The following is a 21,041-nucleotide window of genomic DNA, read 5'->3' as shown; positions in this document are numbered from 1 at the left end:
CCTCGCGCGGAGTGTAGGCAGGCAGCAGGGACCCCGGTGGCCCGCCGGGCCGGGTTCCCCCGTTGGGGGCGGCCCCTCTGCAGGGTCCCGCCGCGAGCCTGCGAGTGGTGGGGAGGACGGGGTCCTCCGGTCAGCCGGCGCTGGTCGCGTACCCGCAGGCGGTGACGGCGGCGCTGCAGACGTCCTCGTCCTGCTGGCCGGTGCCCCCGCTCGCACCGAGCGCCCCGACCAGCTGCCCGTCGGCGTAGACCGGGACGGCACCGGGCTGCGGCGTGAAGCGGCCCCCGGTCATCGCGCTCAGCGCGGTGGAGAAGTTCGGGAGGGTGTCCATCTTGGCCTTCTGCCCGGCGCTGGGCATGCCGTAGGCCGCCGCGGTCCAGGCCTTGCCCTGGGCGACGTCGGTGGAGATCCACGGGGCGCCGTCGGTGCGCAGCAGGGCCACGAGGTGGCCCGCGGCGTCCATGACGGCGAAGGACATCGGTACGCCGACCCGGGCGCACTCCTCGCGGGCGGCGGAGAGGAGGGCCAGGGCCTGGTCGGAGGTCAGCACGGGCCCAGCCTGCCAGCGCTCCCGGGGGCTCCGCCTGCGGGGAGCGGTCCCGCGGCGGAGGGTGGTCGGGTCCCCCCGGTCCGACAGGAGGAGTGCCCGTGCCCCTGTACGCCCCGTCCCCCGCCCTGCGCGGTCGCCAGCTGGCCGCCGACGTCGGGCTGCTGGCCTGGCTGGTGCTCTGGGTGCTGGTGGCCCGGACGGTGCACGGCGCGGTGCTGGCCCTGGCCGGGTCCGGCCGCGCCGTCGCGGACCTCGGCGCCTCGGTGGCCGGCAGCATGTCCTCGGCCGCGCAGGCCGCCGAGGACGTCCCCGTGGTCGGCGACGAGCTGGCCGCACCGTTCGAGGCGCTGGGTTCGGCCGGCGGGTCGGCCGGCGGCGCGGGGCAGGCCGCGCAGGACGCCGTCGGCACGCTGGCGGCGGTGCTCGCCGTCGTCCTCGTCGTCCTCCCGGTGGGCTGGCTGCTGCTGCGCTGGCTGTCCTGGCGGCTGGGCTGGGTGCGGGCGGCCGGCGCCGCCCGGCGGCTGGCCACCGCCGACCCCGCGGTGCTCGCGGCGCGGGCGCTGGCCACCGCACCCCTCGGTCGGCTCGCCGCCCTGCCACCCGGTACCGCCGACGCGTGGCGGGCCGGCGACCCGGCCGCGACCCGGGCGCTCGCCGCCGTCGAGCTCGCCCGCCTCGGGTTGCCCGCGGACACCCTCGCGAGGGACGAGCGCCGGTTGGGGTTGAGGTGACGCCAGGGACTGCCGATGACCGGGAGGACACCAGGAGGTGCTGCGTGGCACGGCGGGCACGACGACGGGGACGCGGGACCGGCACGGTCGCCGCGGTGGCGGCGGTCGGGCTGATGGCGCTGAGCGGCCCGGTCACCGAGGTCGCCGCGACGGTGACCGCCTCCCGGACGGCGCTGCCCGCGGTCCCGGCGCCCGCGGCGGCGCTCCCCCGCCCGGCCACGGTCGTCGCCCCGCCTCCGGCCGCGCCGGTCGCCATCCCACGGGTCAGCGTGGTGGACGTGCCGCGACCGCGGCCGATCGAGGTCCGGGTGCGTCCCGGCGTCCCCCACGGCGTGGTGCCCGACACCGACCCGCCACCCTCGTCGTGCGGCGGCTACGGCAACCCGCGGCAGGTCCCGCCGGGAGTGGTGCCCGGCGTCGCGTCGGCCACGGTCAGCTGGCAGGCCGACGGGCGCACCGAGGTGCGGCGGTACCGGGTGCAGGCGGTCAGTCAGCAGCTGGCGCCCGGCCCGCAACCCGAGCCGCCGGTGCTGATCGCGCCCCAGCCCGCCGACTGCGTGCCGGTCACGGTGACGTTCACCGGGCTGACGCCCGGCGTCCCCTACGTGTTCTGGCTCGAGGAGGAGGTGCCCGACACCCTGGGCGTGCCGCGCTGGGTGCAGGTGGGCACCTCGGCGCCTGCGGTCATCCGCTGAGGACCCCGTCCTCCTCACCGTGGGAGGACCCCGTCCTCCCCACCCTTCGGAGAAGGCCCCGTCCTCCTCACCGCTCGCACGCTCGCGGCGAGCCTCTGGACGGGGCCGACCCGGGACGGGGCCGGGACCCGGGACGGGGCCGCCCTGCCAGGGCTACTCGGCGTCGGCGGGGCGCAGCTGGGGCGCGGTCGCCCGGACCTGCGCCGCGGCGAGCACGCCGACGACCGCCGAGGAGTTGCGGATCGCGCCGGCGAACACCCGCTGCACCGCCTCGTCGAGCGGCACCCGCTCCACGGTCATGTCGAGCTCCTCGTGCTCGACGACGAAGCCCTCCGGCCGGTCGACGGCCGAGAGCCCCTCCGCGAGGTAGACCAGGACCTGCTCGTCGCAGAAGCCCGGGGTCGAGTAGCTGTTGACCAGCAGCGACCAGCGCTCGGCGGCCAGCCCCGCCTCCTCCGCGAGCTCGCGCCGGGCCGTGGCCAGCGGTGGCTCCCCGTCGGCGTCGCGCAGGCCGGCGGGCAGTTCCCACAGGTAGCCGCGCACCGGGTGGCGGTACTGGCGGACCATCACGATCCGCCCCGCGTCGTCCACCGCGGCGACGCACACGGCGCCGATGTGCCGGACGATCTCCCGCACGCTGTCCCCGCCGCCGGGCATCGCGACGGTCTCCTTGACCAGGGTGATGATCCGGCCCTCGTGCACGGTCTCGCTGTCGAGGACCTCGTACTCACCGGGCCGCGCGGGCTCGGTCATCGGTCCTCCTCGCTGGCGCTCGTCGTCCCGATGACCGTCAGTGCTCCGCCCTCCGGTGACCTCGCGAGCTCGGTCACTAGATGCCCACCTTCTCGTCCTCGTCGAGCGGCACGGGCAGCCGCGCGGACTCGGAGAAGTCGATCGCCGCCTGCACGAACGCCGCGAACAGCGGGTGCGGCCGGGTCGGGCGGCTCTTGAGCTCCGGGTGGGCCTGGGTGCCGACGAAGAACGGGTGGACGTCGCGGGGCAGCTCGGCGAACTCGACCAGCAGGCCGTCGGGCGAGGTGCCCGAGAAGACCAGCCCGGCCTCGCCGATCCGGTCCCGGTAGGCGTTGGCCACCTCGTAGCGGTGCCGGTGCCGCTCGCTGATCTCGTTCGAGCCGTAGGCCTGCGCCACGACCGAGCCCTTCTGCAGGGTGGCCGGGTAGCTGCCCAGCCGCATGGTGCCGCCCATGTCGCCGCGCCCGGCGACGACGTCGACCTGGCTGGCCATCGTCGCGATGACCGCGTGGGGGGTGTCGGGGTCGAACTCGGCGGAGTTGGCCTCGGGCAGCCCGGCCAGGTTGCGCGCGGCCTCGATGACCATGCACTGCAGCCCCAGACACAGGCCCAGCAGCGGGACGCCGTTGACCCGGGCGTGCCGGATCGCGCCGAGCTTGCCGTCGATGCCCCGCACCCCGAACCCACCCGGGATGCAGACGCCGTCGACGCCGGCCAGCGCGCGCTCGGCGCCCTCCGGGGTCTGGCAGTCGTCGGAGGGCACCCAGCGGATCTCCACCCGGCTGCGGTGGGCGAACCCGCCGGCCCGCAGCGCCTCGGTGACCGACAGGTAGGCGTCGGGCAGGTCGATGTACTTCCCGACCAGCGCGATCGTCACCGTCTGCTTCGGCGCGTGGACCCGGTCGAGCAGGTCGCCCCACACCGTCCAGTCGACGTCCCGGAACGGCAGGCCCAGCCGGCGGACGACGTAGGCGTCCAGGCCCTCGCGGTGCAGCACCTTGGGGATGTCGTAGATCGACGGCGCGTCGGGGCAGGAGATGACGCCCTCGGCGTCGACGTCGCACATCAGGCTGACCTTGCGCTTGAGGCCGGTGCCGATCTCCCGGTCCGAGCGGCACACCACCGCGTCGGGCTGGATGCCGATGTTGCGCAGCGCGGCGACCGAGTGCTGCGTCGGCTTGGTCTTCAGCTCACCGGACGGCGCGATGTAGGGCACCAGCGAGATGTGCAGGAAGAAGCAGTTGTCCCGGCCGATCTCGTGGCGCACCTGGCGGGCGGCCTCGAGGAAGGGCAGCGACTCGATGTCACCGACGGTGCCGCCCACCTCGGTGATGACGACGTCCACCCGCTCGGAGGCCCCCTCCTCCGCCGACATCGCGGCGGCCATGATCCGGGCCTTGATCTCGTTGGTGATGTGCGGGATGACCTGCACGGTGTCACCGAGGTACTCGCCGCGCCGCTCCTTGGCGATCACGTCCGAGTAGACCTGGCCGGTCGTCACGTTCGACCGGCCGGTGAGGTCGGTGTCGAGGAACCGCTCGTAGTGCCCGATGTCCAGGTCGGTCTCGGCGCCGTCCTCGGTGACGAACACCTCGCCGTGCTGGAACGGGTTCATCGTCCCGGGGTCGACGTTGAGGTAGGGGTCCAGCTTCTGCATGGTGACCCGCAGGCCACGGCTGGACAGCAACGCCCCGAGCGAGCTGGCCGTCAGGCCCTTGCCGAGAGAGGAGACAACTCCACCGGTGACGAAGACGAACTTCGTCGGCTGGGAGTTGTGGAGGAGCCCGTAGTCACGCGTGCCATGCGGTCGATCCACGGGAGACCACCGTAACACGATCGGCTCCCTCCCCCGCCCGGCCCGCGGCCGTGCCCTCGGGTCCGGCCGGGCCTCCCCCGCCCGGACCCCGCGGGCCCGCCGCGAGCCACACCAGCAGCGGCACCAGCAGGGACGCCGCCGTCGCCGGCAGGGCCACCCCGGAGTCGTTGACCGCCGCCCCCAGGGCCAGGCTGAGCGCGCTGGCCAGCAGCCCGGCCCGCAGCACCGCGAGGTCGGCCGGCGGCAGCAGGTCGCGGCGGCCGCGCAGCAGTCCGGGCCCGCGCAACGGCTCCGGCAGCCACCCACCCCACCGACCCCCGGCCGGGCGCACCAGCCAGACCGCGGCGACCAGCGCGACCGGCAGCAGCCAGGCCAGCGGGCTGCCGAACAGGATGCCGAGGTTGGCCTCCGCCTTGCGGCTGACCACGGTCCACGCCTCGCCGGTGAGCAGCTGTTCGACGAAGCGGCCCAGGTGGCTGCGCTCGGCGGGGGGCCGCAGCCAGTCGAGGACCGCGAGCGTGCCCACCGCCGCCACGGCCAGCCCGAGCACCGCCGCCATCCGGGTCACCGTCACGCGGGTGCCGGTCAGCAGCATCGCCAGCAGCAGGAAGCCGGGCAGCGCGGCCAGCACCCCGCCGAAGTCACGGCCCAGCGCCGGCGCCCCGACGACCAGCACGGTGAGCGCCCCGGCACCGAGGACGACGGCCGCCGTCGCGGCCCGCGCCCGGCGCACGGGTGCGCGGCGGGCGGCGGCGGTGGCGAGCAGGGCGGTGAGCAGCAGCGCGCTGACCGCGAGCAGCCCGAAGCCGAGGTTGCCGTAGCCGGTGAACCGCCCGGCGACGATCGGGTCGTAGCCGAGCAGCCCGTTGAGCTCGAGGGTCGACCCGGTCAGGACGTCGCCGACGAGGGTGCCCAGCGTGATCGCCAGGACGACGACCGGCGGGCCCAGCGGACGGCGCCGCCACGGCCCCAGCGCGGCGACCGCGAGCACCGCCAGCGCGGCGAGCAGCACGCTGCCGGCCAGCGCCGGACGGGGCGCCGCCGCCTGCTCCCACGGCAGCAGCCCGGCGAGGTAGCTGGCCACCGGCACCGCGGCGGCGCCGAGGGCGACCGGGCGCAGCGCGCCGCGCAACCTCTCCCCGGCCGGGCGCGGTACCCGGTTCCGGCGCCGTCCTCCGGCGACCAGCAGCCCCAGGGCGACGACGGCGGCGTCGAGCACCACCAGCCCGATGAAGAAGGCGCCGGTGCTGCGGTAGTGCACGGAGGCGGCGGTGTTGGCCCGCTCGAGCACCTCGACGGCCTCGGCCAGCGGCGGCCGCGCGCCGTCGGCCCGGAGCGCCTGGCCGTTCATCGACGCGGGCCGCTCCAGGCCCAGCGCGGCGAGGACGGTGGGGGCGACGTCGATCAGCTGGACGAACGGCGCCCGGCCGGTGCTCGCCGAGGTCAGCCAGCGTGGCTCGCGGGCGCCCGGACCGGAGGCGATGCCGACGTGCAGCTGCGCCCGGCCGTCGTTGACCTCGGAGATGCCCTGGACCAGCAGCAGCGTCTCCCCCGGCGCCGCCGCCACGGCCTCGACCAGCCGGCCGAGCGCGGCGTCGATGCCGGCGAGCGCGGCGGCGCGGGGCCGCGGCTCGGTGCCGGTGTCGCTGCCCTCGAGCGCGGGCTCCCCGGCGTCCACCAGGTCGTCGAGGCCGACGAGCACCAGCGGGCAGCCGGTGAGCAGCTCGCCGGGGTCGGCGGGCAGCTGGTCGCGCCAGCCGATGGTCACGCCGGGCGCGGCGACGGCCAGCGTCGGCGCCCGGCCGACGACGGTGGCGCAGCCGACCGCCGCGCCCAGGGCCGCGGGCTCGGCGCCGAAGCGGGCCGTGGCGGGGTCGTCGGCGACCGCGGCGACGGCGGCCTGCGGATCGGCCAGGCCGGCCGCGGCGAGCCGTTCCTGCAGGCCGCAGTGCGACAGCGCGGGGCTCGCCGGCGGCACCGGTGGGACCTGCGGCTGCGGCGTCGGCGTGGTCTCCGGATCGGCCGGCGCCTCATCGGGCAGCGGCACGGTCGGCAGCGGCACCGGCGGCATCGACTCGTCCGGGGCCGGGAAGCGGGCGCGGTTGCCCGCCCCCAGCGTCGCCCAGCCGTCGAGCACGCAGCTGGTGGCGCGCGCGGCCCGCACCGACACCGCGCCGATCGGCGAGCTCTCCGCCAGCGCCCAGAGCGCCGGCGTCGCCCGCGGGTCGACGTCGTCCCACACCAGGCCGGGGACGCCGACGACGACCACGCGGTCGGCGCTCGCCTCCGCCGGCGCGGCGGCCGCGGGAGGGACCGGCACGGCGGTCAGCAGGACGGCGAGGACGGCGAGCAGCGCCGCGAGCCGGCTCATCGCGGCGCACCGAGCAGCTCGCGGTAGAGCGCGACCAGCTGGCGGGCGGTGGCGTCCTCGTCGGGCCAGGTCGCCGCCTGCCGGCTGCCGGCCTCGGCCAGCGCCCGGGCGCGCGCCGGGTCGCCGAGCAGGCCGGTGACCGCGTCGGCGAGCGCCGCGGCGTCACCGACCGGCACCAGGGCCGCGCCGTCGCCGAGCAGCTCGGGCAGGCCGCCGGTGCGGGTGGCGACCAGCGGGGTGCCGGCGCGCAGGGCCTCCTGCGCGGTCAGCGAGCGGGCCTCCCACCGCGAGGGCAGGACGACGAGGTCGGCGGCCGCGAGCAGGTCGGCGACGTCGCTGCGCCGGCCGAGCAGCGCCACCGGCAGCCGCTCGGCCGCGATGCGCGCGGCCAGCTCGCCGTGCAGCGGTCCGTCACCGGCGACGGCGACCAGCGGGGGGTGCGGGCCGGCGGCCCACCGGGCGGCGGCGTCGAGCAGGACGTCGTAGCCCTTCTGCGGGTGCAGCCGCCCCACGGCGACCACCAGGGGCCGGCCGTCGGCGACCCCGAGCTCGGCGCGCACCTCGGCCGCCGGCCGGGCCGGGGCAGGCAGCGGCGGGGCCGCGACGGGCGCGACCCGGACGTCGCGCGCGCCCTGCCGCCAGGCGTTCTCGGCGAGGTCGCCCGAGGCGGCGAGGACGACGTCGGCGCCGCGGATCGTGGCCCGCTCGACCAGCCGCAGCACCCGGCGCAGCACGCCCCCGCCCTCGGGCAGCGCGTTGTGCAGGGTGAGCACCAGTGGCCGGCCGCTGCGCCGGCGGGCGGCCGCGGCGACCAGCCCGGCGCGCAGTCCGTGGGCGTGCACCAGGTCGGCGTCGGCGGTGGTGCGGCGCAGCGCCGCGACGGCGCGGACGTCGGCTCCCGGGGAGAGTCCCGCGGAGATCTCGACGGGCGCGAAGGCGGCGCCTGCGGCGGTGAAGCCGAACAGCCGCTCGGTGGCCGCGGGCCCGCACACCCGGACGTCGGCACCGGCCGCGACGAGCGCGGCCAGCACCGCGCGCACGTGCGTGCCCACTCCACCGGTGCTGGTCGCCAGGACCTCGGCCACCCGGCGGCCCTGCAGCGGGAGCCGCTCAGCCACCGTGCACCTCCTGGGGATCGCTCCGACGCAGCCCGCGCACCGCCGCCAGCAGCGGGCGCCGCGCGGTCCCCATCATGACCACAGCGGCGACGGCCAGTGCGGCCGTCGCCGCGAGCACCCCGGCGCCGACGGTCGCGACGAGGCGGCCCTGCGGGACCGGGTCGGCGCCGAGCACGCCGGCGACGGCCAGTCCCGCGGCGGCGGCGAGCGCGGCGGCGAGCAGCGCCGGCAGCCCGGTGCGGGCCACCCCGGTGAGCCCGGCCGGGGTGGCGGGGCCGGCCGGGGTCGCCCGCGCGACGACGGCGAGCAGCGCCAGCCCGGCCACGGTGACCCCGGCGCTGTGCCCGGCGGCGAGGGCGACGCCGCGGTCGTCCGCGGGCAGCACCGCGGCGAGGACGACGTCCGCCGCCACCGCGAGCAGCCAGCCGCCGAGCACGCACGCCGTCGGCGCCCGCCACAGGCCGCGGGCGTAGAGCGCACGGGAGAGCACCGCCACCAGCCCGTAGCCGAGCAGCCCCGGCGCGAAGGCGACGATCGTGTCGCGCAGCGCACCGACCACGGCCGCCGGCTCCCCGGCGAGGAACACCCCCGCCATCGGCCCGGCGACCGCGACCAGCACCGCTGCGGCGACGGTCGAGGCGACGACGACCAGGGCGGTCACCGGGGCCAGCGCCCGGCGGAACCCGGCCTCGTCGCCGGTCCCGGCGCGCTCGGCCAGCCCCGGGTAGGCCGACGTGGCCAGCGGCACCGCCAGCGCGGCCCACGGCACGAGGAACACCGTGAGCCCGGCGGCGTAGACCACCTGGGTGCCGTCGGGCGCCCCGGCGTTGGCCAGCCGGATCGCCACCGCTGCCAGCAGCTGCTGACCGGCGAGGGTGAGCACCCCGGCCACGGCCAGCCGGCGCACCCGCGGGGCGACGCCCACGGGAAAGCGCAGCGACGGCCGCAGCCCGAGGCGCAGCCGCCGCACCGGGAGCAGCAGGGACAGCGACAGCGCGGCCACCCCGAGCGTCGTCCCGACCGACAGCACCAGCTCGGCGGGGGTGGAGAGTCCCTCCGCCGTCCGGCTGCCGCCGATCGCGGCGAAGGTCAGGTACGCCCCGGCGACGACCACGCTCGACAGCAGCGGCGCGAGCGCGGGCGCGGCGAAGCGGCGGTGCGCCTGCAGCACGCCGGTGAGCACGATCCCGATGCCGTAGAGCACGACCTGCGGCGCGAAGACGACGAGGAACCGGGCGGCGAGGTCGACCTGCACCGGGTCCTGCGAGCCGAGCAGCAGCCGGGCGACCGGCTCGGCGCACACCGCGAGCAGCACGGCCAGGGGGGTGAGCACCAGCAGGCTCCAGCCGAGCAGCGCCGAGGCGGTGCGCCGCACCTGCTCGCGGTCGCCGGTGGCGATGCCGCCGGCCAGCATCGGGACGACGAGGCTCGCCAGCGCACCACCGGCGACCACCTCGAAGACGATGTTCGGGACGTTGTTCGCCGCCAGGTAGGTGTCACCGGTGCTGCCGGCGCCGACGGCGTTGGTGAACACCAGCGTGCGGCCGAACCCGGCGAGCCGGGTCAGCACGGTGAGGACGGCGATCAGCGCGGCGGCGCCGGCGACCCCCCGGACCACCTGCCTCGAACTCATGCCCGGAGGCGGCCGAGCCGGTCCAGTTCCCGCAGCCCGGGCGTGGCCTCGATGACCCGCGTGAAGCTCACCCGCTCGCTGGCCAGGGTCAGCCCGACGACCGCCGCCAGCGCCCCGGCCCGCGCCGGGCGTCCCGGCACGGCGGCCAGCCGCAGCCCGAGCAGCGCGCCGACGGCGTTGGCACCGCAGTCGCCGAGCATGACCCGCTCCCCCAGGTCGGCCGGGAGCACGGCGAGGCTCGCGCCGAGCGGCCCCGCGACCAGCGCGCCCGACGGGCTCCCCAGCATCGCGGCGGCGGCGAGCGCGGCGGCCTTGGCCGCGCGGCCGGGACGCAGGTCGAGCAGGTTGACCAGGTTGGCGGTGCCGGCGACCAGCCCGGTGGTGAGGACGGCGTCGGCGAGCCCGCGGTCCCGCCGCGTGAGCAGGGCCGCGGCCGCGGCGGCGGCGCCGATGCCGGCGACCTTCACCGCACCGGCCGACACCCGCCCGGTGCGCAGCGCCCGCAGGTGCCCGGCCAGCCCCTTGTCCCGCGCCTGCTCGGGGCGGGCGCCGGCGAGGTCGTCGTAGCCGCCGACCAGCCCGGACACGGTGCCGACCAGCGCGGCGGCCGCCCGGGTGCCCGCGGGGGCACCGGCCACCGCGGACGCCGTCGCGGCCAGCGCCAGCGCCGGGCCGCCGAGCAGGGTCACCGGACGGCCGGCGTAGTTGGTGCGCCGCCAGCGCGCTCCGACCGGGCGCGCGTCGAGCGCGCCCGCGGCGGCGAGGCCGAGCCGGGCCGCGGCCGCGCCACCGAGCGCGACCCGGACCGACCGCCGGCGGGTCACGGGGCCGCGGCGGGGAGCGGCGGGACCGGCTGGGTGTCCTCACCCGTCCCGTAGGCGCCCGAGGTGCCCTGGCTCTCCCGCCCGAGGGCGAGCACCGTGCTGATCCGGCCGGACGCCGCGCCGACGTTGTCGACCGTGGAGACGGCGGCCGAGTTCTCCGGGTCGGCGCGGAGGACGCCGACCAGCCCCGTGTCGCCGGCCGAGGCGGGGTCCCCGGCGACGACGGCGCCCGAGCCGGCGGCGTCGAGGGCCAGCGCGAGGTCGACGAGGGTGTCGGTGCGCTGCCCGGCGTCCTCCTCGAGGGGGGCGCCGGCGGTGAGCAGCACCGCGAAGTCGGCCGGGGTGACCGAGCTCGACTCCACGTCCAGCACGTCGAGGGCCCGCAGGCCGGCGAGCACCGAGGAGAGGGCGGCGGTGTCCGGAGCGGGAGCGCCGGGCGCGGTCGGGCGCATGAGCACCTGGGCCAGCAGCGCGCCGACCAGCTGACCGGTGTCGTCGGTCTCGGGCAGCTGGACGCCGGTGGGCAGGCCCGGCCCGGTGACGTAGCTCTGCACCTCGGCGGCGGTGGCCGGGTCGCTGTACTGGGGCTGCAGCCGGACGGTGCCGGTCACCGTGCCGCCGGCCTGGCCGACCAGGGTGGAGACCTCCTCGACGGTCTCGGCGGCGACGTCCTCGCCGGTGGCCAGCAGCACGACGCTGCGCCCCGTGAGGCCGCCGGCGACCAGGGCAGGAGCGACGGCCTGGTCGAAGGCGTCGCTGGTGTCCAGCTGGGCCTGCAGCTCCTGGGTCTGGGTCTCCAGCGCCCGCTTGTCCTCGGCGAGCGCGGCCACCTCGCCCTCGAGGTCCTCGAGGATCGGCGCGTTGAGCGCCGTGGTGCCGATGACGATGCCCAGCGCGACGGCCAGGAAGACGGCGATCAGCGAGACGAGGTGGTAGCGGAAGTCGATCACGAGAAGAGGTTCTCCAGCCAGAACACGAAGCTGTTCCATTGGTCGACCATCAGGTCGAGGTAGACGCGGCCGGCCGCCGAGACGGCGAGGGCCGACCCGATGGCCACGAGGGCGGCGAGCACCAGGACCACCAGCGTCAGGGTCGAGATGCGGCTGCGGTAGAGCCGGCTCACCCCCTTGGCGTCGACGAGTTTGCCGCCCAGCCGCAGCCGGGTGAGGAAGGTGGAGGCCATGCCGCCGCGGCCCTTGTCGAGGAACTCCACCAGGGTGGCGTGGGTGCCGACGGCGACGATCAGCGAGGCGCCCTTCTCGTCGGCCAGCAGCATCGCGATGTCCTCGCTGGTGGCGGCGGCCGGGAAGGTGATCGCCTCGACGCCGAGGTCCTGGACCCGGGCCAGGCCCGGCGCCCGGCCGTCGGCGTAGGCGTGGACGACGACCTCGGCGCCGCTCTTCAGCACCTCGTCGCTCACCGAGTCCATGTCGCCGATGATCATGTCCGGCTTGTAGCCCGCCTCGACGAGGGCGTCGGCGCCCCCGTCGACGCCGATCAGCACCGGCCGGTAGTCCCGGATGTAGGACCGCAGCGCCTGCAGGTCCTCCTTGTAGTCGTAGCCGCGGACGACGACCAGCACGTGTCGGCCCTCGATCTGCGTGGCCACGTCCGGGACGCCGACGCCGTCGAGCAGCAGCGCACGCTCGCGCTTCATGTACTCCATCGTGTTGGTGGCGAACGCCTCCAACTGGACGGAGAGCCCGGCCCGCGCCTCGGCCATCGCCTCGGCGACGGTCTCGGGGGTCTGCTCGGTGCCCTCGGCGACGACGGTGCCGTCCTCCCGCACCAGCCGGTTGCCGTCGACGCGGACCGTCGTCCCCTCCTTGACCGCCGAGAGCACCTCCTTGCCGACGCCGTCGACGAGCGGGATGCCGGCGTTGACGAGGATCTCGGGGCCGAGGTTCGGGTAGCGGCCGGAGGTGCTGGGCGCGGCGTTGACCACCGCGGCGACCTTGCACGCGACCAGGGAGTCGGCGCTGACCCGGTCGATGTCGACGTGGTCGATGACCGCGACGTCCCCGGGGCGCAGCCGCTTGGTGAGGTTCTTGGTACGGCGGTCCAGCCGCACGGTGCCGGTCACTCCGGGGGCCGCTTCCGGCGCCCGGTCACGGCGGAGGGAGCCGATGCGCATGGCCTGCACTCTCCCACGGAGGCCTCACACCCCTTTCCTCCGACGCGCATCGACGACCTCCCGGTCACGCAGAGTGGTCGACACCACGGGACGGTGACACGCCGGGCGGATGCGGCGCACCGGCCCCTCCGGAGCAGTCGGGCGCGCTGTCTAGCGTTGTCGAGGTGACTCGAGGGGCGCAGGCGGTCGGCCGTACGGACTCCCACGACGAGGTCCGGCCGGAGGCGCCCGAGGCGGTCCGCGAGCTGTCCACGCCGGCGGCGCCGGCCGGCGCCGACGACGAGGCGCCCTCGCTGCCCGGCGCCACCACCCCGGCCGCTCCGTCCGCGGTCCCGGAGCCCGAGCAGTCCGCCCGCGGACGGCGTGGCCGGCGCGCGCTGCGCGGCCCGGGCCTGCGGGAGCGACGCCGCCAGCAGACCCGCGCCACGATCATCGAGGCCGCCGCCGACCTGTTCGCCGAGCGCGGCTTCGACGCGGTCAGCGTCGTGGAGATCGCCCAGCGGGCCGGCGTGGTCGAGAAGACGGTCTTCAACCACTTCCCGGTCAAGGAGGGGCTGGTCTTCGAGGCCGACCCGCCGATGCGCGCGGCGCTGCTCGAGGCGGTGCGCACCCGCCCCGCCGGGGAGTCGGTGAGCGCCGCGGCCGGCACCTTCGTCGTCCGGGCCATGAGCGGGCTGGGCTCGCCCGAGGCCGCGGCCGGGGTCGCGGAGATGGCGCAGGTGATCCGCGGCAGCCGCACCCTGCAGGTGCGCGAGCGCGAGATCCTCGGCGAGCTGACCACCGCGCTGGCCGAGCTGATCGCCGAGGAGACGAAGGCCGAGCCCGGTGAGCTGGCGCCGTGGCTGGCCGCGCACGCGGTGCTCAGCCTCTACGCCGCGCTGCTGGAGCTGGCCCGCGACCGGGTGCTCGCCGGCGTGTCCGGTCCCGAGCTGTCCGCCGAGCTCCGCGCCCGCGGCGAGCGCGGACTGGCGCTGCTGCAGTTCGGCCTCGCCGGCTACGCCAAGCGGCGGTGACGATGACATCGTCGGCCTACCGGCCGACACCGCGGCCACGTGCCGTCCCCCGGCCGAGCTGAGCCCTACCCGGCCCTCCTCGCGAGACCCTCCGGGCCCCACTCGTCGAACCGACACCGCGGCCACGTGCCGTCCCCCGGCCGAGCCGAGCCCTACCCGGCCCTCCTCGCGAGACCCTCCGGGCCCCACCCGTCGAACCGACACCGCGGCCACGTGCCGTCTCCCGGCCGAGCCGAGCCCTACCCGGCCCTCCTCGCGAGACCCTCCGGGCCCCACCCGTCGAACCGACACCGCGGCCACGAGCCGTCCCCCGGCCGAGCCGAGCCCTACCCGGCCCTCCTCGCGAGACCCTCCGGGCCCCACTCGTCAGACCGCCCCACGGGGCGGCTCACTCGAGCGCCACGTTCAGGAGGCGCCTTCATGTGCTCATGAGATCTGCAGTGCCCGCAGCAGCTGGCCGGCGCGGTCGCCGGGGATGTCCGGGTCCTGGGTGAACAGCGCGACGGCGACCATGTACTCGCCCTCCCCCGCCCAGCCACGGCCCTCGGCGACCAGCCGGCGGATGTGGTCGCGCACCTTCGGCTCGCTGCTGTACTCGCCGTAGTCCAAGCCCATCGCCAGGAAGTTCGCGACCCGGTAGCCGAGGTCCTCCGCCGTCCGGACGGTCGTCTCCGGGTCGGCGTAGCTCGGCACCGCGGTGACGACGTTGCGGTAGCCGGCCTTGAGCAGCTGCAGCACCAGGTCGTTGCCGTACACCCCACCCCACAGCTCCGGCATGAGGATGTCGCGGTCGGGCGCCGGGATGTAGGGCGGGTTGGCGATCACCGTGGTCGCGGCCGGCCCGGCTGCGGAGTCGGCGCGGTCGAAGAAGTCGCCGAGCTCCACGGTGTACCGGTCGGCGACCCCGCGGGCGGCGATGTTCTCGCGGGCCCGCTCGACCGACGAGGCGCTGATGTCGAAGCTGCGCACCCTCAGCTCCGGGAGGCCGGCCACCACGTCGGCGATGGCGGTGGCGTCACCGGTGCCGAGCTCCACGACGCCCTCACGTGCCCAGCCCAGCTGCTCGCGGTACTGCGTGAGCAGCATGCACACGCTGAACCCGTAGTGCGCCGATTCGTCGGCGGAGGAGAAACAGCTCACCGGGCGGCACCGGGAAGCGGGCGGTGGACCAGAGGCCGCGCGACAGCGGCGGTGCGACGTCGGTGGGGCACGATCCGGCCCTACCCCACTGGTTCCGCCGTCACTCCTGCCGACTCCCCACCTCCCCTACGCCGCCGTGCGCGCCGTGGCCGCCACGGCCAGCAGCTCCCGGGCGTGTGCCTGACCGGTGTCGCTGTCGGCCAGCCCGGAGAGCATCCGGGCCAGCTCGCGGACCCGGTCCTCACCGTCGACCGCCCGGATGTCGGTGGCGGTCACGCCCGCACCGGTGTCCGGGGACTTGTCCACCACCAGGTGGGTGTCGGCGAACGCCGCGACCTGCGCCAGGTGGGTGACGACGACGACCTGGTGCTGCCGCGCCAGCCGCGCCAGCCGCCGGCCGATCTCCCCGGCGGCCTGCCCGCCGACCCCGGCGTCGACCTCGTCGAAGACCATCACCGGCACCGGGTCGGCCCCGGCGAAGACCACCTCGATCGCGAGCATCACCCGCGACAGCTCACCGCCGGAGGCACCCTTGTGCACCGGCCGCGGCGGGGCGCCGGGGTGCGCGGCCATCAGCAGCGCCACCTCGTCGATGCCGTCGGGGCCGGGGGCGTCCGGATCGCTCTCGATGGAGAACGAGACGCGGGCGCTCTTCATCGCCAGCCCGGCCAGCTCCCGGCCCACCTCGGCGGCGAAACCGTCGGCCGCCGCCCGCCGTCCGGCCGACACCTGCGCGCCGAGGTCGTCGACCTCGGCGCGGGCGGCGTCGCGCGCGGCCTCCAGCGCCTCGAGCGCCTCGTCGGAGACGTCGAGCTCGTCCAGCCGGCGGCGGGCGTCCTCCGCCCAGGCCAGGACGCCGCCCACCCCCTCGCCCACGTCGGCGTACTTGCGCACCAGGGCCGTGATCGCCGCACGGCGGTCCATCACCTCGGCCAGCCGGGCGGGATCGGCGTCGAGGTCGGCGACGTAGGAGGCCAGCTGCCCGGCCACGTCGGAGACGACCGCGACCGCGTCGTTCAGGTCCTGGGCCAGCATCACCAGCGTGGGGTCGTCGGAGGCGGCCAGCGCCCGCTCGGCGATGGCCAGCGCGGCGCTGGCGTCCTGCGGCAGGTCGTCGCCGAGGTCGCCGGTGACGTCGCCGACCAGCACGACACGGGCCTCGTCGGCGGCGGCGCGCAGCGCGTCGGCGTCGCTGAGCCGGCGCGCCTGGGCGTCCAGCTCGTCGTCCTCCCCCGGCTGCGGGCCCACGGCCTCGATCTCCTCCAGCCCGTGCCGCAGGACGTCGGCGGCCTGCGCCAGCTCCCGGGCCTGGCTGCGGCGGCGCTCGAGGTCACCGGCCAGCCGCCGCCACCGGCCGTACGCCTCGCGGTAGCGGTCCAGCAGCTCCAGGTGGGCGGTGCCGGCGTAGCGGTCCAGGGCCCGGCGCTGCTCGGCCGGGCGGGACAGCCGGAGCTGGTCGCTCTGCCCGTGCACCGCGAGCAGCCCCTCGGCCATCTCGGCGATGACGCCGACCGGGACGCTGCGCCCGCCGAGATGGGCCCGCGACCGCCCCTCGGCGCTGACCGTGCGGGCCAGGATCAGCGTGCCGTCGTCGTCGGGGTCGGCGCCGGCGTCGGCGGCCCGCTCCCACACCGGGGAGTCGGCGGGCAGCGCGAGTCGCCCCTCGACGCCGGCCCGCCCGTTGGCACGCACGCGGCCGGGGTCGGCCCGGCCGCCGAAGAGCAGCGTGAGCCCGGTGACGACCATGGTCTTGCCCGCGCCGGTCTCGCCGGTGACCACGGTGAGCCCGTCGCCGAGCTCGAGGGTGACGTCGTCGATGGCGCCGAGCCCGCGGATGCGCAGCTCGGTCAGCCGGCCACGCGTCGTCGGGTCGTCGGCCGCCGCGGGAGGGACCTCGACCCGCTCGGCCGCGCGGGCAGGCCGCCGGGTCTCACGCGTCGTCGTCCGTGCCGCCACCGCGGCCCTCCTCCCCTCCGTCCCCGCGGACGTAGCCGCGGGTCAGCACGTTGCGGTCGTGGCTCATCTCGTGGCCCGGGTCGTGCCGGCGGGCGTCGCGGAAGCCGCGTACCGGCAGGCCGAACTTGGCGACCAGGCGGTCGCCGAACGTGGTGGCGTGCACCCGGGCGATGCGCACCGGCCGGGCGGCCCGCCGGACGTCGACCCGCCCGCCCTCGGGCACCTCCAGGGCGCGGCGCCCGTCGGCGGAGACCCGGGCCCGGTTGCCGTCGGCGGGGATGGCCACGGTGAGCACCGAGTCCGGCGAGGTGACCAGCGGCCGCGAGAACAGCGCGTGCGCGTTGGACGGGACGACGAGCATCGCCTCGACGTCGGGCCAGACGACGGGCCCGCCGGCGGAGAAGGCGTAGGCCGTGGACCCGGTGGGCGTGGCGAACAGGACGCCGTCGCAGCCGAAGCTGGTCAGCGGGCGGCCGTCGATGGCCACGACCACGTCGAGCACCCGGGAGCGCTCGGACTTCTCCACCGACGCCTCGTTCAGCGCCCAGGTGCCGCCGACGACGGCACCGGTGGCGTCGAGGACGTCGACCTCGATGGCCAGCCGCTTCTCCACCGAGTACTCGCAGCGCTCGATCGCGGTGAGGGTCTCCTCGACCGCCTCGGGCTCGGTCTCGGCGAGGAAGCCGACCCGGCCGAGGTTGACGCCCATGAGCGCGGCGTTGCTGTAGCGGGCGAGCTCCGCGGCGCGCAGGAAGGTGCCGTCGCCGCCGAACACCATGACGATCTCCGCACCGCGGGCGCCCTCGGCGTCCGCGGGGACCACCTGGGCGCCCTCGATGCCGAGCGCCTCCGCCTCGTCCTCGAGCAGCCGCACGGTGATGCCGCCCTTGGCCAGCCGGACGGCGGAGCTGCGGGCGAGCTCGACGATGTCCTGGCGGCCGGTGTGCACGGCGAGCAGCACGTGCCGGTTTCCGCTGGGCGCCCACACGGTGGGGCTGACCTCTGTCACGCTTCCTCCTCGCTGGCGCTCGTCAGTCGCGTGCCAGGCAGTGCTGTGTCCCTGTGCGACCTCACAAGCTCGGTCACAGGTCCTCCTCGGGAGCGGTGGCCGGCGGGGTGCCGGCGCGGCCGTGGTGCTCGCTGGCCGATGGCCCGTGGGTACCCCGTCACGATGGGCCCTCCTCCACGGCGCGGCGCACGTCGTCCTCCCGCGGCGGCCCTGAGTCCCGGCGCAGCCAGAGGAAGAACTCGACGTTGCCGGCCGGCCCGGGCAGCGGGCTGGCGACGACGCCCGCCGTCCCCCACCCCAGGTCGGCGGCCGTTCGCGCCACCGTCAGGACGGCGTCCTGCCGGTGCGCCGGGTCGCGGACCACGCCACCGGCGCCGAGGCGCTCGCGGCCGACCTCGAACTGCGGCTTGACCATGGGCAGCAGGTCGGCCTCGGTGGTGGCGCAGGCGGTGAGGGCGGGGAGCACCAGGCGCAGCGAGATGAACGACAGGTCGGCGACGACCAGGTCCACCGGGCCGTCGACCTGCTCGGGCGTGAGCGTGCGGACGTTGGTGCGCTCCAGCACCCGCACCCGCTCGTCGGTCCGCAGCGACCAGGCCAGCTCCCCGTAGCCGACGTCGACCGCCACGACCTCCCGGGCACCGCGGCGCAGCAGCACCTCGGTGAAGCCGCCGGTGGAGGCACCGGCGTCCAGCGCCCGCCGGCCCTCGACCGGGACGGGGAAGGCCTCGAGTGCGCCGAGCAGCTTGTGCGCTCCGCGGGAGACCCAGGTGGGCTCGTCGGGATCGGTGCGGACGACGACGGGCGTGTTGGCGTCGACGCCCGTGGCGGGCTTGGTGGCCGCCCGCCCGGAGACGGCGACCCGCCCCTCGGCGATGAGCGCGACGGCGTGCTCCCGGGAGCGGGCCAGGCCCCGCCGCACGAGCTCCGCGTCGAGCCGGCTGCGGCGGACCATCAGAGCTGGTCGATCGTGCCGAGCTCGCGCTGCAGCCGGGCGTGCTCGGCCTCGAAGACGGCGACGTGCTCGGCCACCGGCCGCGCGGGGAGACCGGCGAAGGGCGCACCCTCGTCCGCGGCCGGCGTCGCCACCGGCACCGCCTCGGGAGACACCGGCCCCGCCGGGACCGGCGCCGGACCGCCCCACGGGCCGGGCCGGGGCGGCCCCGGGACCGGTCGCGGTCGGGACGGGTCGGTCATCGCGGGCCTCTCGGGTGGACGGACGCGGCGGGAGCGGGCGCCGGCAGGACCTCGGGGACGGGCGGTCCGGGCACGGCCCGGTGCTGTTCCCCCGGCACGCGAGGGTACCGGCCCGGGGTGACGCGCACGGGTCGACGGCGGGCGCTAGCGTTCGGCCGCCCGGTCCCCCGACGCGATGGAGGCGTGCCCACGTGGCGACGATGGAGCAGTGCATGACCGCCCTCGAGGGTGTCCTCGGCGACCTCGCGGCGAAGCCGGCGGCCCAGGGCCTCGACCGCAGCCTGTCCTGCCGGCTGACCGACCTGGGGCAGGTCGTGCGCGGCCGGCTGGCCCGGGGCTCGGTGCGCGAGGTGCGGGCCGAGCCCGACGGCTCGTCACTGGAGAAGGCCGACATCCGGCTCACCATGTCCAGTGACGACCTGCTCGCGCTCACCGACGGCCGGCTGTCGTTCGGCCCCGCGTGGGCGTCGGGACGGGTGAAGCTGGAGGCCGGCCTGCGGGACATGCTCCGGCTGCGCTCCCTGCTCTGAGGGAGGACCCTCCTGCCCTCCACCGTGGAAGGGGCATCTGCAGGAGGGCCGTGCGGCTCACCGGGGCCACCTCAGGACGGCAGACCCCACTGCCGCAGCACGGTGGCGGCGGCCTCGCCGTCGGCCGTCACCTGCACGGGTGCGGCGGTCCCGGGGTGCCGCACCCAGTGGGCGACGCAGAGTGCCCGGAGCCCGTCGAGGCCGTCGGCGCTCGTGGGTGCCCGGCCGGCGTCCCGGCCCAGCCGCAGGGGTCCGTCGCCGCGGCGGACCGTCCACTGCCCGCAGCGCCATCCCCCGCCGTCGGCCACCACGCCCGGGTGAGGGGTGAGCAGCCCGCGGGCGTCCGGTGCGAGCAGGTCGGGCCGCTGGTGCGGACCGGCGGCGAGCAGGACCGCCGGGTCGGTCACGCCGGTGAGGACCAGGAGCGTCGCCGCGCCGGCCCGGCGCCCGCCCTCGACGTCGGTGTCCAGCCGGTCGCCCACGACCAGCGGACGGCGTGCGTGCGTGCGGCGGACGCACTCGGCGTGCATGGCCGGGTCCGGCTTGCCGGTCACCAGCGGACGCCGGCCCGTCACGGCGCTGACCACGCCCACCAGAGCGCCGTTGCCGGGCAGCGGGCCGCGGGGCGACGGGATGGTGGCGTCGGCGTTGGTGGCGACGTGCTCGGCGCCGTTGCGCACCGCCACCACGGCCTCGGCCAGCGCGGTCCAACCGACGTCGCGGCCGTAGCCCTGCACCACCGCGAGCGGCTCGTCCTCGGCGCGGGCCACCACGGTGAGTGCCGCGGCCTCGAGCGCGGCAGCGACCCCGGGACCGCCGACCGGCAGCACGCGGGCGCCGGGGCCGAGCCGCTGTGCCACGACGGTGGCCGCTGCCTGCGAGCTGGTGATCACCTCGGCGGCGCTCGCGGGGACGTCGAGGGCGCTGAGGTGTCCGGCGACCTCCTCGGGCGTCCGGGAGGCGTTGTTGGTGACGAAGCCCAGCCGCATGCCCGCGGCGCGTGCGGCCGCCAGCGCCTCGGGCACGCCGGGCACCGCCTCGGACCCGACGTAGACGACGCCGTCGAGGTCGAGCAGCGCGACGTCGTACGCCCGGCAGGGCGGCTCGGTGGCGCCGACCAACAGCGGGACCGGCGCGCCGCTCACGAGGTCTCCCCGCCGCGGCGGGCCCGCACCCCGCGCAGCGCCCGGGAGTAGTGGCCGAGGTCGGGCCGCATCGCCACGGCGAGAGCCAGGTGCTCGGCGGCCAGGTCCAGGTCGCCCGCCCGGCTGGCCGCCAGGCCCAGGCCGAACTGCGCGTAGTCGTCGGCGGGGTTGCGCACGGTGAGCTCGCGGAAGGTGCCCACCGCCTCGGCGTAGCGGCCGGCGTCGTACTGGGCGCGGGCCAGGGCCTCCAGCAGGCTCCGCGACCCCGGCTCGGCCTCGGCGGCGCGCGCCAGGATCGTCGCCGCCGCGGCCGGATCCCGGTTGGCCAGCAGCTGCAGTCCCCGCTGGTACCAGTCGTAGACGTCGCCGTCGGGCACCCCCGCGTCGGACACCGCCGCTCCCTCGGTCCGGGTGCCGCCGGACGGT

General features: G+C 77.0%; 20 protein-coding genes. 4 read left to right on the top strand and 16 right to left on the bottom strand.

The annotated features are described in order from the left end of the window. Positions 1 to 130 precede the first annotated feature (130 nt). Positions 131 to 550, bottom strand: a complete 420-nt coding sequence (locus ACU610_RS05505) for a GlcG/HbpS family heme-binding protein (RefSeq protein ID WP_446766709.1) — start codon at positions 548 to 550, stop codon at positions 131 to 133. A gap of 98 nt (positions 551 to 648) precedes the next feature. On the opposite strand from ACU610_RS05505, the gene ACU610_RS05500 reads away from it, so the two are divergent. Both ACU610_RS05500 and ACU610_RS05495 read left to right on the top strand, forming a co-directional pair. Beyond that, complete coding sequence (locus tag ACU610_RS05500) at positions 649 to 1,281, top strand: hypothetical protein (protein WP_446766708.1); 633 nt, start codon at positions 649 to 651, stop codon at positions 1,279 to 1,281. A 44-nt stretch (positions 1,282 to 1,325) separates the two neighbouring features. After that, on the top strand, positions 1,326 to 1,976 hold the full coding sequence (locus ACU610_RS05495; protein ID WP_446766707.1) for a hypothetical protein: 651 nt from the start codon (positions 1,326 to 1,328) through the stop codon (positions 1,974 to 1,976). 153 nt (positions 1,977 to 2,129) lie between these two features. Here the strand turns inward: ACU610_RS05495 and ACU610_RS05490 are convergent, their stop codons facing one another. From ACU610_RS05490 to steA, 8 genes are all read right to left on the bottom strand, one after another. Continuing rightward, complete coding sequence (locus ACU610_RS05490; protein ID WP_446766706.1) at positions 2,130 to 2,729, bottom strand: NUDIX domain-containing protein; 600 nt, start codon at positions 2,727 to 2,729, stop codon at positions 2,130 to 2,132. Between the two features lie 76 nt (positions 2,730 to 2,805). Next, the gene (locus ACU610_RS05485) at positions 2,806 to 4,545 is read right to left on the bottom strand and encodes a CTP synthase (protein ID WP_446766705.1); all 1,740 of its coding nucleotides are present in this window, start codon (positions 4,543 to 4,545) and stop codon (positions 2,806 to 2,808) included. Then, a complete protein-coding gene (locus ACU610_RS05480) occupies positions 4,520 to 6,916 on the bottom strand; it encodes a hypothetical protein (protein WP_446766704.1) in 2,397 nt (798 codons plus the stop codon). The genes ACU610_RS05485 and ACU610_RS05480 overlap by 26 nt, the downstream gene beginning before the upstream one ends. Further along, positions 6,913 to 8,034 (bottom strand): glycosyltransferase family 4 protein, encoded by a 1,122-nt coding sequence (locus ACU610_RS05475; protein WP_446766703.1) that lies wholly within the window; start codon positions 8,032 to 8,034, stop codon positions 6,913 to 6,915. The genes ACU610_RS05480 and ACU610_RS05475 overlap by 4 nt, the downstream gene beginning before the upstream one ends. Continuing rightward, the gene (murJ, locus tag ACU610_RS05470) at positions 8,027 to 9,667 is read right to left on the bottom strand and encodes a murein biosynthesis integral membrane protein MurJ (protein ID WP_446766702.1); all 1,641 of its coding nucleotides are present in this window, start codon (positions 9,665 to 9,667) and stop codon (positions 8,027 to 8,029) included. The genes ACU610_RS05475 and murJ overlap by 8 nt, the downstream gene beginning before the upstream one ends. Beyond that, entirely contained in the window at positions 9,664 to 10,491 is an 828-nt protein-coding gene (locus tag ACU610_RS05465; RefSeq protein WP_446766701.1) for a hypothetical protein, read from the bottom strand. Before ACU610_RS05465 ends, murJ begins: the two co-directional genes overlap by 4 nt. Further along, positions 10,488 to 11,441: a copper transporter gene (locus tag ACU610_RS05460; RefSeq protein ID WP_446766700.1), complete on the bottom strand. Its 954-nt coding sequence runs from the start codon at positions 11,439 to 11,441 to the stop codon at positions 10,488 to 10,490. The genes ACU610_RS05465 and ACU610_RS05460 overlap by 4 nt, the downstream gene beginning before the upstream one ends. Continuing rightward, positions 11,438 to 12,625, bottom strand: coding sequence for a putative cytokinetic ring protein SteA (gene steA, locus ACU610_RS05455; RefSeq protein ID WP_446766699.1), 1,188 nt, complete (start codon positions 12,623 to 12,625; stop codon positions 11,438 to 11,440). The genes ACU610_RS05460 and steA overlap by 4 nt, the downstream gene beginning before the upstream one ends. Before the next feature lie 164 nt (positions 12,626 to 12,789). Here steA and ACU610_RS05450 point away from each other — a divergent pair, with 164 nt between their 5' ends. Further along, positions 12,790 to 13,638: a TetR/AcrR family transcriptional regulator gene (locus tag ACU610_RS05450; protein WP_446766698.1), complete on the top strand. Its 849-nt coding sequence runs from the start codon at positions 12,790 to 12,792 to the stop codon at positions 13,636 to 13,638. A 426-nt stretch (positions 13,639 to 14,064) separates the two neighbouring features. On the opposite strand, the gene ACU610_RS05445 is transcribed toward ACU610_RS05450, so the two are convergent. The 5 genes from ACU610_RS05445 to ACU610_RS05425 form a co-directional block, all read right to left on the bottom strand. Next, complete coding sequence (locus ACU610_RS05445; protein ID WP_446766697.1) at positions 14,065 to 14,778, bottom strand: methylase; 714 nt, start codon at positions 14,776 to 14,778, stop codon at positions 14,065 to 14,067. Between the two features lie 126 nt (positions 14,779 to 14,904). Beyond that, positions 14,905 to 16,734, bottom strand: coding sequence for a DNA repair protein RecN (gene recN / locus ACU610_RS05440; RefSeq protein WP_446766696.1), 1,830 nt, complete (start codon positions 16,732 to 16,734; stop codon positions 14,905 to 14,907). After that, complete coding sequence (locus ACU610_RS05435) at positions 16,709 to 17,743, bottom strand: NAD kinase (protein ID WP_446766695.1); 1,035 nt, start codon at positions 17,741 to 17,743, stop codon at positions 16,709 to 16,711. Before ACU610_RS05435 ends, recN begins: the two co-directional genes overlap by 26 nt. 157 nt (positions 17,744 to 17,900) lie before the next feature. After that, entirely contained in the window at positions 17,901 to 18,698 is a 798-nt protein-coding gene (locus ACU610_RS05430) for a TlyA family RNA methyltransferase (RefSeq protein ID WP_446766694.1), read from the bottom strand. Next, a complete protein-coding gene (locus ACU610_RS05425; RefSeq protein ID WP_446766693.1) occupies positions 18,698 to 18,832 on the bottom strand; it encodes a hypothetical protein in 135 nt (44 codons plus the stop codon). Before ACU610_RS05425 ends, ACU610_RS05430 begins: the two co-directional genes overlap by 1 nt. Before the next feature lie 320 nt (positions 18,833 to 19,152). Between ACU610_RS05425 and ACU610_RS05420 the strand changes: the two genes are divergently transcribed. Next, a complete protein-coding gene (locus tag ACU610_RS05420; protein WP_446766692.1) occupies positions 19,153 to 19,470 on the top strand; it encodes an alkyl sulfatase C-terminal domain-containing protein in 318 nt (105 codons plus the stop codon). Between the two features lie 71 nt (positions 19,471 to 19,541). Here ACU610_RS05420 and ACU610_RS05415 read toward each other — a convergent pair whose 3' ends face one another. Then, positions 19,542 to 20,615: an HAD-IIA family hydrolase gene (locus ACU610_RS05415; protein WP_446766691.1), complete on the bottom strand. Its 1,074-nt coding sequence runs from the start codon at positions 20,613 to 20,615 to the stop codon at positions 19,542 to 19,544. After that, positions 20,612 to 21,007, bottom strand: coding sequence for a tetratricopeptide repeat protein (locus ACU610_RS05410; RefSeq protein WP_446766690.1), 396 nt, complete (start codon positions 21,005 to 21,007; stop codon positions 20,612 to 20,614). Before ACU610_RS05410 ends, ACU610_RS05415 begins: the two co-directional genes overlap by 4 nt. Between the last annotated feature and the right edge of the window lie 34 nt (positions 21,008 to 21,041).

The sequence above is a fragment of the Geodermatophilus sp. URMC 61 genome (assembly GCF_052931555.1).
This window is presented reverse-complemented; position numbering and strand designations above follow the sequence as displayed.